This is a genomic window from Cytobacillus sp. Hz8 (assembly GCF_042263505.1).
Taxonomy (GTDB): Bacteria; Bacillota; Bacilli; order Bacillales; family Cytobacillaceae; genus Bacillus_BE.
The window spans coordinates 325,767-338,235 of record NZ_JBHKFI010000001.1 but is presented as its reverse complement, the minus strand read 5'-3'; the positions used below and the strand labels follow the sequence as shown (position 1 = coordinate 338,235).

Here is a 12,469-nt window from a genome sequence, read left to right as displayed (position 1 = left end):
TTTTCAACTATGCGATATTCCGCTCCTTTTAAAATCATATGAATCAGTAAGCAATGATATGATTTGTAATTTCCATATTCTTTCTGGCTTTTTTGAATGCTATTGACTTAAATCTTAAACTTTAAACATATTATTAACAACATTCTGAGCAATATCTTTCCAATTTCTTAAATATGATTCGCTATCAAATTTTTCCACCGATAAATACTTAGCACGATCCCAATTAAAAAAGCATTTAGAAGAATAGGCATAAGCCCATAACTAACAAAGGGCAAAGAAATAGATATGATGGGAAGCATACCTAAAGTCATACCGATATTATAAATTAATTGGATGACAAAAAGGGTAATACTCCCCACTAGCAGCATATAACCATATGAGTGGCTAACTTTCTGAGAAATCGAAATCATTCTAAAAACTAATAACAAAAGGATTCCTACGAGGACAAATGCTAATAGATAGCCATAATGATTGATTAAAGTAGCAAAAACCAAATCCGTGTGTGCTTCCGGAAGGTCTACATTCCCAGTTGAGCCAACCCAATTTGAGGAGGCCATCATCTTTTTTAGATGAACATACACATAACCAGACCCATCTGCATGATCTTTCGGATGTAAATATCCAATTATTCTCGCCAATTGATAACTCTTGGCAGTGAACCAAATGGAAATGCCACCAATTATGGATATTCCAAGAAATATACTTGTTATATAAAAGGCCTTTCTTTTGCCCAATTTACTCCACCACAGCATTACAAACACCATGAGACTGTATAAAAAAGTAGTGGAAAGATTCGTTATATTTAAAAAGAGATAGAAAGTTAATAGGAATAAAAGAAAAAAATGCCATATTTTCAATCGGTAATGGTTGAAAAAGGAAGCCCAAGCAAGATAGAAAAAAGGTATGGCCATTAGTCCCTCAATCGTAAAAGGTCCTATATGAATAAATGGCTGCCCATTTATGATACCGTTTGGGAAAAATATTAATATTAAAAGGATCAACCCGCCCACCACAAAAAACGACCAACCATACTTTTCTAATTTTCGATAGTCAAACATCATTACTCCAAAAGCTACTACAGTTCCTATCATGATCATGATTCCTTTATTGATAAAGAAATCCTTGTTTTCTAGTGATACAATCGGTAAGAATCCGAAACCCATGGAAATCACTAATAAACTAATTATCCACCAATCTATTTTGGGTCGGTGGAGCTTGTTCAGTTCTAAACCTAATTGAATCGGACTTCCCATTTGTTCTACTGCTTTTCTCTCCGCCTCTTCTTCATCCAAACCCTTTTTTATCCAAGAGGCTTTTGCATTCTGCAAATGAAACTCCAGTTCAGACGCGATCAATTTCTTTGCTTCTTTAGATTGAATGTATGTCATTACCTCATTTAAAAAATAGTCACTGTTCTTATTCAAAATTCCCTCACTCCTGGCACAACTCTTTTAATGCCAATCCTTTATTTGTAGTACTTCTTTCAGCCTTCTGTAAAATTCTTTTTCCCTTATCACTGTTCAAATAGAGCTTTTCTCCCGAGGTCTCCCATTTTGAAATAATTAAGCGAGTCTGTTCCAAACGATGTAAAAGGGTATATAAAAACCCCTCATTATTTGTAAATTTATGAATTCCCCTTGCTTGGAGTAATTTAATCAATTCATATCCCGTCTTTTCATGAACAAGTAGTTGCAAAATAGAAATAATAACCGTTTCGAAATCCTCATCGGGTCTATTTATTTTCTCAAAAACTTGATTTCGCAGCTTATTGGAAAAATCCAATTGTTTAAAGACTGTCTTTTCCATTGATTTTCGCAGTCCTTTTAATCGTTCGTCCATGATGGTTTCCCATTCCTTTCCTTAAGAGTTCCTTCGCTCTTCTATGCCGAGTTTTTATTGTATTTTCATTTTCTCCAATCATACTGGCAATCTCTTTAATAGATCGTTCTTCAAAATAATAGAGATAGATAATTTCTCGATATTTAATTGGTAGATCCATTACCGCTGAAACAAGCATTCGATCCTCATCTTTCTGAATAACGGATTGTTCAACTATATCATTGGAACTGGTGGATTGATTGGGTTCTGTATCCGTAATCATGACCTTCCTGTTATACCAGCTTTTTAAATAGTCTTTACAATGATTAATCGCAATTCTCCATAGCCAGGTTCTAATCTTAGATTGACCTTTATATGTATCAAGTGATTTATAACATTTCACAAATATATCCTGTGTAAGGTCTTCAGCGATTTCTCGATTTTTCACGTAAGAAAAAACGAGCTGCAAAATTTCTTGCCCAAACTGAGTCATCAACTCATCAATCCATTTTTCTTTATCCTCAATCCCAATGACTTCAATTGCAATTTCATCCACATCTGTTCCTCCTTTCCTATTTTTAGACGATATAGCACTTCGAAAGGTTTTCTCTAAAAAAAAACAGTCTGGATGAACCAGACTGCACAAATAGCTATTCCATCCATATTCTCTCAAAATCAGCTTGATTTTCTCTAAATCTGAAAAGGAAAACATCTGGGTTTGTTAACTGCTTCCACTCTTCAAAACCAAAATTCGAATCATAATGATGCAAAAGTAATGATAGTAAATTACCATGAGTGACCAAAAGTGTATTTGAATATTCATTTGCCAAAATTTCCTTCACTACCGCTGTTGCACGATTGGTTGCTTCTCGATTTGATTCTCCACCTTCAAATGATAAATCAAAATTTTGAAAGCTCTCTTTTAATTCTTCAAGCCAATCTGGCATATCCTTATCACTCAAAATTCTTTCTTGAAGACGTTCATCTATTTCAATGGTTACATTATTTTTCATGCTCAATGGCTCAATGGATTGAACCGCCCGTAAAAACGGACTGGAAATAATTTGGTCAATCGATTGACTTGCAAGAAATTCACTTAATTGTTGTGCTTGTTTTATCCCTTGTTCTGTTAGTGGCGCAAATGCCTGCTGCCCCTGCGCTTGACAATGTCTAACCACATATATCTTTTTCTCCACCTAAATCTCCCCTTCATTTCTCCCTTTGCTTTAACATTCAAAAAAATATGAAGCTTTGCCTGCTTTCAGAAAAGCAATCAACTTTTCAAAAATGGTACCAGTCAACTCATTTAAAAAATTTTGTACTTTGTAAACCTATTGTAAATAACTGAATGGTCAAAATAACAAAAGATCTTCTTTTTATACAGTTTTTTTAAAACATACATTTTCCTTCATTAAATATCATAGATTTTCACTTTGCTCCATATGGATTGCCAATTCTTTTTCATAACTCTATCTTGATAGATCCTTTTCAAATTTGATTTATAAAAAGGGGTTGCCCTTACTTCCATCTTAATCACATCTTCTACTCCCCAAGGAGCCGCTAATACCACATTTTTCTCTTTCCCGAGCTTAACCCCTAAAGCTGTAGCTGTTTCAGGAAATTTAGAAATCCCATCGATAGATGAAGAATATGGCGGTAGTTGATTTTTCAAATGCATCCTTGATTGATTTTTAACTGACCAAGGTAGTTTTGGAGCTATCGATTTTAACACTCCTTCCCATTTCTTCTCCTCCTCTTCCACAGCATTAACTGAATCATAATATATGACATCAATATCTGGCAAAGGAGTTCTCTTAGAAAAATGATGCTGCGTATCCCATATTTTAGAACGGACAAATCCTGCACAAACCCACCAATCCGGTAAATTTAAGGTTTGGACAATATACAGGATTTCCATCATCCAATCGTCCTTTTGAATTTCAGCTATAATATCTTCTTCATTTTTTATCAACCTATTTTCACCTCTAAATATGACAAGCTACCACTCTCATCCATCATGTTGAGAATTTGAATAGGAAAAGAAAAATAAGAGCAGTTAAATTCCTTCGAACATTCTCATTTTCTTAGTGATGGTATTCTCTCTTATTTTCCAATTCTAGTAAACTTCTCTTCATTTCTAAACCTCCGCGATACCCGACAAGCGAACCATTTTTCCCTACCACTCGATGACAAGGGACGACGATCAAAATGGGATTTGCTCCAATTGCTGTCCCAACAGCCCGAGCGGCAGATACTTTATTTATTTCAATCGCTATCTCAGAATAAGAGGTTGTCTTTCCATATGGAATTTTACAAAGAGAATTCCATACAGCCAGTTGAAATGGGGTTCCATGAAGATCCATCGGAAGCGTGAAATTTTCCCTATTTCCATCCAGATATTCACTAATTTCTTGTTTATAAGGCTCTAAATTCTCTTCAGCTTCTATCAAGTGACTATTGGGAATATGCCTTCGAACCGCCAAGGACATTTCTTCAAAGGATTGGTTTGGTGCTCCAACATAACATAGCCCTTCTTTTGTTGCAGCTACAAATAACCCCCAATCCCTATACACTAATAAAGACCAATAAATGCATGATTTTTCCATCGTTTTCATTCTTCCTTTTGATGAAGTTTTCGATATTCAACAGGTGTATTCCCCGTTCTCTTTTTAAATAAAGTTATAAAATAGGAGGTGTTTGACATTCCCACACTTAATGCGATCTCTGAAATGGTCTTAGTCCCATAGCATAAATATTCTTTTGCCCTATTAATTCTCACATTCTGCAAGTACTCTGCAGGAGTAGTTCCAATAATTCTTTTAAAGGTTCGTTGTAAATGATAAGGACTCCCCATCGTTTCTTCGGCTAATGTATCTAAAGTGATTTTTTCTGAAAAATGTTGATGCAAATAATGGATAATTCGTTCTGCCCACTCTATATCTGGAAGCTTCTCTTCCATGGGATTACATCGTTTACATTGACGAAAATTAGCCTCTAGCGCCTTTCTCGCTGTGGAAAAAATAAGGACATGCTCTTTTTTGGGAACGCGTGATTTACAAGAAGGCTTACAAAAGATGCCTGTCGTTTTAACCGCATAAAAAAATTGGCCATTATAGGATTGATCGTTATCGATAATCGCTTGCCACTTTTCAAAAGTTAGTCTCTCCTCATCATTTTGCATGTCTGCCTGCCAACAATGACACTCTTCACTCTTTGACATGTCCATTCACCTCTTCTCTCATTATATCCATAACAATTTCAAATAGTGGATTCTTGTATTAAAATAGCAAGATAACGAAATGGAAAGAAAAATACCTTATGATAAACTTAAATTCAAATAATATCATGTATAAAGAAGGTGAACACTTGAACACACAAGAATTTCAAGATGAAATCATCATCACATTGCCCTTTGATTTTAATCTCTCTGCAAATCTTGGATACCTTTCAAGAAATACGAGCGAATGCATGTATGAAGTAGAGAATGCACAATTAATCAAAGTCATCGTTATTCATGAGAATAGATATTTAGTGAGAATCCATCTCAATAACCATCAACAAATGGTCGTGCATTTATTAAACCGCCCCCTCAATAAATGGGAGAAAGCCGGATTAATCAACTATATTCGGGAATGGTTTGATTTGGATACGGACCTAACGCAATTTTATGAAATCGCCCAAACTGATCAGTTGCTTCATATCCCTGTGCAAGAACACTATGGGCTCCGAATTATTGGGCTTTCCGATTTTTTTGAAGCCATATGTTGGGGAATTATCGGTCAACAAATTAATTTAACATTTGCCTATACCTTAAAGCGAAGATTTGTAGAGAAATTTGGTGAATCTATAGAATGGCAAGGAAAAAAATTCTGGATTTTTCCTACCTGCGAACGAATTGCGCAATTAACGCCCCCAGACCTAACAGACATGAAAATGACCTTAAAAAAGAGCGAATATATAATTGAAATCGCCCAGTTGTTAACAAGAGGAGCTTTGTCAAAGGAACAATTAAAAAACTTGAACTATAAAGAGGCCGAAAAGACCTTGATCAAGATTCGCGGCATCGGTCCTTGGACTGCCAATTATGTCCTCATGCGCTGCCTCAGATTTAAGGAGGCATTTCCAATTGATGATGTCGGCTTAATCAATTCTATCAAAACATTACAAAATATGGACCGCAAGCCAACTAAAGAGGAAATTCTAAAACTAGCTCACCATTGGAAACATTGGGAATCCTATGCAACCTTTTATTTATGGAGAATACTGTATTAATACTAAACAGACTCAGTATTCTTTTTAATACCGTATGGAGCAACGCAAAATGCATTTGTTGTGCACATTCAAAAGTTAAGAGGAATGCCTGCAAACGATGAAGAGATGTTCTTTCCATTAATAAGTAAATGCATAATGGAATGCACTTTAGATGATATCAATGATGATAGTAAAGAGACAGAAATCATGGAAAATAGCTAAAAGGTGTCCGTATGAGAGGCGGTTTCGGACTGGTTTCATAGAAAACAGCTGAATCGTGTCCATAAGCGAGGCTCTTTCGGACTGGGTTCACCGAAAATAGCTAAATGTGTCCGAAAGCGAAGCAGATGTAGCATTCCACTTTTTCAACTTCTACTACAAACAGAAAACAAGTTAATCCATTACAATGGCTACTTCATGAGGAATATATATGAAGTAGCCGATAAGCTCAAGAGGCCAACATTATTATGGTCTCATTATTTTTTTCTCTTTTTTTCCGCTTTATGTTTATTCTCTTCAACTCTAAATTTCACAATAGCACTGATCAAATCAAAGGGAAGCTTCTCTTTGATAGGAAATTGCACAGCCCCCTTTGAAGTTTTGTAGCCTGTTAATTGACTTTGGAAAGCCATTATTCCACTTGGTGTCGGATAGAATCCAATATGAATTTTATAAGCTGCGAAGTGGACAAGATTCCCATTTAAATAAAAAGTGGGCATTTGATAACTGATTTTTTCAGTCGCTTCCGGTGCAGTTTCACCTATTATTGCCCGCAATGCTTTTAACTTTTCCTGAATCTCAGGAGGAAATTGATTGATATACTCATCAATCGTTAAAAAATTCATTTTATTCACCATTTTCCCCTCATTATCCTTGCAACTCTTCTTTCATTTTAAAATTTGCAAATTCTCATTATTGAATTTGTTTTTCTTCTTCATGAAAGTTCCCGCTCTTTCTTTCAAATATTCAAAGCCATATAAAAGAATAGCTCTTGAGATATGAATAAATAAATAACGGATTTTCGTTAAATTCACTAAAGACAATATTTTGATTTGTTTTAGATAGTTTAATCCGATAAAAATAAACAATATATGTAACAATGTATTTGCTACAAGATATAAGAAAAATTTACCGTATGTCGCTTTTAACATCCAAAGACTACTAACTAAGTATGGCCCCAGATTTAAAAAATCCATGCTATTGAAAGGCCAAATTCCTTTATAAAATTTCCACCATCTATTTCTTTCTCCAAAAACATCTAAATATTTCGTGAAGACGCTAATAAAAATTGATGCTGGCCAATACTTTTTGAGAGTATTTTTTCCTAATAGAGGAACTGTAAGCCAAGGAAGGATTAGCATGGCTACTAATAATAATTTCGACTTTTTCACTCAATACACCTCCATTTTTATAGGATATCTATTTTGAGGGAAATTATTATACTTAAAGTAAATTTTTCCTCAATATAGATGTTCGCTGGACTTGTTTTGGAGTGTAAAAAGTTGAAACAAATGCTAAAATTTAACAAAGTAGCTTACTACCTTGAAGTCAGTTCTCCTCGATCGGCCGCATGCGGAGATTGCTCCATCCATCCATGATCAATATATATCTTTGTACCCTCATTCACATATAAGCTGATGTCCAAAAGTAACTTACTATACAATAATCCAATATCATGCCTACCATTTACAGAGTTTAATTGGCTTGATCTGATCCATTTGTACTTTCCCCCATGCAGTTTTCTATATAGCTTGAACCATATATATCAAAAACATGCACTTAAAGTAATTGCACCTAATGAAAACTCGCTGATTGGAAAGCCATCAGGCGAAGGCAGAGGCGAAGTTCATCGAAAAAAGAAAATGATTTTTTCGGTTGAGAAGCATTACATTGAAGCTTTCCTTATGCCTTTATAGATTATTCCTAAATTGGACACTAATCTTCATCATTGCTGCTAATTTACGCTATCTTAAAGAAAAACAAATTGACCGGATACCCTGTTTTAGGATACCCGGTCTTAAATCTAAATTGAAATAGCTTCTGGTTTTCTCTTCTCATAACAAAAAATGTATTTAAATCCAGCCTGCTTAGCCATCTCATATGCTTCCCTTACACCTGAGCCTACCGTTTCAGCAGCATGAGAATCGGATCCAATGGTCAGAATCTCACCGCCTAGCTGTTTATATAATTGCAGAACCGAAAAAGTCGGGAGAGTCTCTTGCAAATCGCCTCTAAGACCAGAAGTATTCACTTCAATCCCAATATTTCTAGCAATTGCTTTTTCTAATATTTCAACAAGCTGATCATAATGATCTTGAAATTTATAGTTTCCATGCGTGGATAAAGCATAACGTTTCATTAAATCTAAATGAGCAATAATATCAATGTCGGCCGTTGCAACCATTTCATATAATTCAGAGAAATAGGTATAATACCCCTCATACTTCTCTTTATCCGCCATAAAGGTTCTAAGCTTCATATTATGGATATTATGGACCGAACCTAAAATAAAATCTAATTCTAAGGGTTCTAATACCTCTTTATATTCATTGATTAATTGATGAGGTTCACAAATCTCAATACCTGCTTTAATGGTTAACTGATCTTGAAATTGATGCTGATTCATTTTGATTTCAGCTAAGTAGTTATCGAGGACTAAATGATTATAGGTAGTTGCTAGTGGATTTAATGAAAAGTGTTCAGTGAAACAAATCTCCTTGATTCCTCTATCAATTGCATTCCTACAAACATCCTCCATGATCGCTTTTGAGTCATGGGAATTATTTGTATGATGATGATAATCCATGAAAAACATTAATGATCCTCCTCTAAGGCTATTGTTGTAACAAACATCTGCTATTAGTGTGTATTATTTGTTCGTATTTGCACATTAAACACACACTATTCGATTATATAAGATTAATAGTTATGAAAAAAGATGATTATATGTAAAATGTATGAACATTAACTCATTTGTTACAAATTTTCCCTTTCCAAAATTTAAAGCCTGACCTTTTAAAATAAACTTTGTTTTAAAAGATCAGGCTTTATAAAAATCAAAAACGTTTAATTTTCATCTATTACCTCTTTTAATATTTCATATGAGCGTTTTTGTTTGTCCCGGTCATAAATATAAGAAACAGCCATAATCTCATCGACATGATATTTTTCTTGAAACTGGATAAATTGTCTCCTAATCGAATCCTTACTTCCTAAAAATGTTAGTCTTGACATAGAATTGGAGGCCTCTTTTTCCGCCGGGCTCCAAATAGCATCCATATTTAATGTTGGCGGCTGAAGAGGAATTTGCGATCCTCGCACTACATTTAAGAAAAATTGTTTCATTGTCGTCGACTCAATTTCTGCCTCTTCATCACTTTCAGCAGCAATAACATTTAGACAAACCATCATATATGGGACATCCAAAAATTCAGATGGCTGGAATCTGGCACGATATATAGAAATGGCCTCATCCATATAAGTGGGAGCAAAATGTGAGGCAAATACATAAGGCAATCCTAATTTTGCTGCCAAATAAGCTGAATCTGTAGAAGATCCAAGTATATATATCGGTACATTTGTCTCGATACCCGGATAAGCTTTTACATAGCCTTGTTGCTCCCTCGGTCCAAAGTATGCAAGTAATTGTCTAACATCATCTGGAAAGGTATAAACAGAGTCATGCTTAGAACGTCTAAGTGCGCTTGCTGTCATCATATCAGTCCCTGGTGCTCTACCAAGTCCTAAGTCCAGTCGATTTGGATATATCGTTGCCATTGTTCCAAACTGTTCCGCAACAACTAGTGGAGAATGATTAGGCAGCATAACCCCACCGGATCCAACCCGAATTTGACTGGTATGTTCTAATGTATGTTTAATCAAGATTGAGGTCGCCGAACTAACCAATGTTGGCGTATTATGATGCTCTGCAATCCAATAACGTTTATACCCCATTTTCTCTGTTGTTTGTGCCAAATCAACCATCGCATTAATCGCTTCTTTTTGCCCTTCTCCTTCACGAATAGGCACAAGATTTAAAACAGATACCGGAATTTGAGTGTTCACCATATTCATTTGTCCTTTCTTTCAAGAATTAATACTATAGTAACAATGATAAAAAAAGAAACAAATTTATATGCTCACCATCCTCAGCTGGAAATGAATAAAAGAAGGATCAAGGAAATACTGTTTACTTTTTTATGAAAGGTGTTTGCCTTTTATAATGAGTTAAATAAGGAATATCAAGATCACAAATACAAATGTAATTTTTATTTTTTCATCAGTTCAGCCCCATTTAAGACTTTTTCAGATTCAAGTTCACTAAAAATAATCAATCTTTGCTTATCTGAATATGGAGGATGACAGGTAATTAATGTTACCATTGATTTACCTTTCATCGGATTAATCACATCTATCTCTTTTGGATCCACTATTTTTTTCTTAAATACTTTATAAGTTAATACTCGATTCTGAACATAAATGATGATTTTATTCCCTTTTTTTAGTTCATCCAAACGGTTAAAAAATTTTCCATAAGTGTAGGAACGGTGCCCGGCTATGACAAAATTCTGATTCTTATTACCTAATTCGGTTGTCGAGCAACTAGAGGGAAGATGTCCAACAGCATAACGAATATTCTCTTGGCTTGCTCCTTCCACGATAGGTGTTTTCAAATTGATTTTGGAAATCTTAAGAATCCCTATTGTATCACCTTTCTTTACTTCTAATTGTTTAGGAGAATCTTCATCATATTCACTGGAAAAATTCAGTGAGGTATATTCTTTTATCAACTTTTGCTGTTCGAAGTATGTTTTCCCTTTTGTATAAATCACAAACATAAACAGAACAATTCCAATAAGAATGAAAATTGTACCGATTTTTTTCATATGCAATAGGAGCTCCTTTTTATAGACTCTTTTTGTCTAGTCTATTTTTTTCAAAACAGCTGCAAATTGTTGTTTCACTTTTTTCAAATACCAAAGATGTGCTTTGGCGCTTGAAATAAGCAAATATATACTGAAAAAAAGAGGGTGGCCAGCCCTCTTTTAAAAATACGCCTACTTAATAGTAAATATTTAGGCAATGTTCAATTGATTAAGCTTGTTTAAGATTAAATCTTCTAAAAGCAAGACCAATAACCATCATCATAAAGGATAAAAGAACTAGTAAACTAGAATCCAATAGAGAACCGGTTTTTGGTAATGTATTTTCATTTGTACTGTTTGTAACGTTATCCGTATCAATAACCTTGTTGTTATTCTCATTTATCGTTATAGTTTTATCTTTACCGTTATTGTTATTTTGATCATCATTACTTGGTTGATTATCGTTTCCTGGTTGATCTCCATTGCCTGGTTGGTCTCCGTTACCTGGTTGGTCTCCGTTACCTGGTTGGTCTCCGTTGCCTGGTTGGTCCCCGTTACCTGGTTGGTCTCCGTTACCTGGTTGGTCTCCGTTACCTGGTTGGTCCCCGTTACCTGGTTGGTCTCCGTTACCTGGTTGGTCTCCATTACCTGGTTGGTCCCCGTTACCTGGTTGGTCTCCGTTACCTGGTTGGTCTCCATTACCTGGTTGGTCTCCATTACCTGGTTGGTCTCCATTACCTGGTTGATTATTATCTTTTTGATCATAGGATTCAATTTCGCCTACACCAGCATGAACGGGACCAGTTATAGGATTATCTAAATCCACAATTGCAAGTCCACCATGTTTCCAAGTATATTCATCTGTTTCAACTGCTTCTCCTTCAATGACGCCTACATGTGCATCGCCAATGACTGAGCCTTCAACATCTGCATCTACTATGGCTCCATGTGTGTATTCATAATCATCCGTTTTAATTTTTGTACCTTCTATAACACCAGCATGCGTATCTCCGAGCAATCCAGAACCTTTAATATCGATCTGAGCAACTCCTCCAGTAGTTAAACTGCCATTCTCGGTTTCAACCTTTTTCCCTCCGAGGATATCAATATTGACTTCACCTAGGATTGGTTTAATAAGACCTCCCCCTAATCCAATATTGATAAGTGATCCCTTTTTTTCACTCTTAATACTTGGATCTTTTTCATCGGGATTACCTGTCTGAACGGGAGCTGTTTTCGGAATGATTGAATTAGCCTCTACTTGCTCTTTAGCTTGATCCTCTGCAACTACAGCGTTTTCATTTACTTCTTCGGCTGCAGCTGTCACTTTAGCATCTTCTGCTGAAACTTCTTCATGAACTGGATTTGTCTCAGCTAAAGTATTGGCATTATCAGCTTCTGTTTTTGCTACTTCTTCTGCGTCAGCTTGGTTACCAAAGATAAAAAATCCAAAGGCAAAGATAACGGCAAAAGCAAAACTCTTAAATGAATTAACAACGATTTTTTTATTCATTTTCTACTCTCCTTCTTCTTTT

General features: G+C 35.3%; 15 protein-coding genes. 1 reads left to right on the top strand and 14 read right to left on the bottom strand.

Features of this window, described 5'->3' with window-relative positions; all coding sequences use genetic code 11:
• Positions 1-167: 167 nt before the first annotated feature.
• The 7 genes from ACE38V_RS01710 to ACE38V_RS01680 all read right to left on the bottom strand — a co-directional run bounded on the left by ACE38V_RS01710 (position 168) and on the right by ACE38V_RS01680 (position 5,038).
• The gene (locus ACE38V_RS01710) at positions 168-1,424 is read right to left on the bottom strand and encodes an FtsW/RodA/SpoVE family cell cycle protein (protein ID WP_375839404.1); all 1,257 of its coding nucleotides are present in this window, start codon (positions 1,422-1,424) and stop codon (positions 168-170) included.
• A 7-nt stretch (positions 1,425-1,431) separates the two neighbouring features.
• Positions 1,432-1,839 carry a PadR family transcriptional regulator gene (locus tag ACE38V_RS01705; protein WP_375839403.1) on the bottom strand — a complete coding sequence of 136 codons (408 nt, stop codon included), beginning with the start codon at positions 1,837-1,839 and terminating at the stop codon, positions 1,432-1,434.
• Positions 1,787-2,374: a sigma-70 family RNA polymerase sigma factor gene (locus tag ACE38V_RS01700; protein WP_375839402.1), complete on the bottom strand. Its 588-nt coding sequence runs from the start codon at positions 2,372-2,374 to the stop codon at positions 1,787-1,789. Before ACE38V_RS01700 ends, ACE38V_RS01705 begins: the two co-directional genes overlap by 53 nt.
• 94 nt (positions 2,375-2,468) lie before the next feature.
• Positions 2,469-3,014: a histidine phosphatase family protein gene (locus tag ACE38V_RS01695; protein WP_375839401.1), complete on the bottom strand. Its 546-nt coding sequence runs from the start codon at positions 3,012-3,014 to the stop codon at positions 2,469-2,471.
• A 215-nt stretch (positions 3,015-3,229) separates the two neighbouring features.
• Positions 3,230-3,787 (bottom strand): nucleotidyltransferase family protein, encoded by a 558-nt coding sequence (locus ACE38V_RS01690; RefSeq protein ID WP_375839655.1) that lies wholly within the window; start codon positions 3,785-3,787, stop codon positions 3,230-3,232.
• Between the two features lie 115 nt (positions 3,788-3,902).
• Positions 3,903-4,433, bottom strand: a complete 531-nt coding sequence (locus ACE38V_RS01685) for a methylated-DNA--[protein]-cysteine S-methyltransferase (protein ID WP_375839400.1) — start codon at positions 4,431-4,433, stop codon at positions 3,903-3,905.
• Complete coding sequence (locus ACE38V_RS01680; RefSeq protein WP_375839399.1) at positions 4,430-5,038, bottom strand: bifunctional transcriptional activator/DNA repair enzyme AdaA; 609 nt, start codon at positions 5,036-5,038, stop codon at positions 4,430-4,432. The genes ACE38V_RS01685 and ACE38V_RS01680 overlap by 4 nt, the downstream gene beginning before the upstream one ends.
• A gap of 146 nt (positions 5,039-5,184) precedes the next feature.
• On the opposite strand from ACE38V_RS01680, the gene ACE38V_RS01675 reads away from it, so the two are divergent.
• A complete protein-coding gene (locus tag ACE38V_RS01675; protein WP_375839398.1) occupies positions 5,185-6,090 on the top strand; it encodes a DNA-3-methyladenine glycosylase 2 in 906 nt (301 codons plus the stop codon).
• A gap of 455 nt (positions 6,091-6,545) precedes the next feature.
• On the opposite strand, the gene ACE38V_RS01670 is transcribed toward ACE38V_RS01675, so the two are convergent.
• The 7 genes from ACE38V_RS01670 to ACE38V_RS01640 form a co-directional block, all read right to left on the bottom strand.
• Complete coding sequence (locus ACE38V_RS01670) at positions 6,546-6,926, bottom strand: iron chaperone (RefSeq protein WP_375839397.1); 381 nt, start codon at positions 6,924-6,926, stop codon at positions 6,546-6,548.
• A gap of 30 nt (positions 6,927-6,956) precedes the next feature.
• Positions 6,957-7,460, bottom strand: a complete 504-nt coding sequence (locus tag ACE38V_RS01665) for a hypothetical protein (RefSeq protein WP_375839396.1) — start codon at positions 7,458-7,460, stop codon at positions 6,957-6,959.
• Between the two features lie 146 nt (positions 7,461-7,606).
• Entirely contained in the window at positions 7,607-7,783 is a 177-nt protein-coding gene (locus ACE38V_RS01660) for a DUF3231 family protein (RefSeq protein WP_375839654.1), read from the bottom strand.
• Between the two features lie 309 nt (positions 7,784-8,092).
• Entirely contained in the window at positions 8,093-8,884 is a 792-nt protein-coding gene (locus tag ACE38V_RS01655) for a histidinol-phosphatase HisJ family protein (protein ID WP_375839395.1), read from the bottom strand.
• Positions 8,885-9,135: 251 nt separating this feature from the next.
• Positions 9,136-10,137 carry an LLM class flavin-dependent oxidoreductase gene (locus tag ACE38V_RS01650; protein WP_375839394.1) on the bottom strand — a complete coding sequence of 334 codons (1,002 nt, stop codon included), beginning with the start codon at positions 10,135-10,137 and terminating at the stop codon, positions 9,136-9,138.
• 200 nt (positions 10,138-10,337) lie between these two features.
• Positions 10,338-10,955 (bottom strand): class D sortase, encoded by a 618-nt coding sequence (locus tag ACE38V_RS01645; RefSeq protein ID WP_375839393.1) that lies wholly within the window; start codon positions 10,953-10,955, stop codon positions 10,338-10,340.
• Positions 10,956-11,163: 208 nt separating this feature from the next.
• Positions 11,164-12,447, bottom strand: coding sequence for a glycosyl hydrolase family 5 (locus ACE38V_RS01640; protein WP_375839392.1), 1,284 nt, complete (start codon positions 12,445-12,447; stop codon positions 11,164-11,166).
• Between the last annotated feature and the right edge of the window lie 22 nt (positions 12,448-12,469).

What these genes read in the sequence shown, in the direction of transcription:
- ACE38V_RS01705 (WP_375839403.1), bottom strand. Translation starts at nt 1,839, where the DNA reads ATGGACGAACGATTAAAAGGACTGCGAAAATCAATGGAAAAGACAGTC.
- ACE38V_RS01685 (WP_375839400.1), bottom strand. Translation starts at nt 4,433, where the DNA reads ATGAAAACGATGGAAAAATCATGCATTTATTGGTCTTTATTAGTGTAT.
- ACE38V_RS01680 (WP_375839399.1), bottom strand. Translation starts at nt 5,038, where the DNA reads ATGTCAAAGAGTGAAGAGTGTCATTGTTGGCAGGCAGACATGCAAAAT.
- ACE38V_RS01670 (WP_375839397.1), bottom strand. Translation starts at nt 6,926, where the DNA reads ATGGTGAATAAAATGAATTTTTTAACGATTGATGAGTATATCAATCAA.
- ACE38V_RS01655 (WP_375839395.1), bottom strand. Translation starts at nt 8,884, where the DNA reads ATGTTTTTCATGGATTATCATCATCATACAAATAATTCCCATGACTCA.
- ACE38V_RS01650 (WP_375839394.1), bottom strand. Translation starts at nt 10,137, where the DNA reads ATGGTGAACACTCAAATTCCGGTATCTGTTTTAAATCTTGTGCCTATT.
- ACE38V_RS01645 (WP_375839393.1), bottom strand. Translation starts at nt 10,955, where the DNA reads ATGAAAAAAATCGGTACAATTTTCATTCTTATTGGAATTGTTCTGTTT.
- ACE38V_RS01640 (WP_375839392.1), bottom strand. Translation starts at nt 12,447, where the DNA reads ATGAATAAAAAAATCGTTGTTAATTCATTTAAGAGTTTTGCTTTTGCC.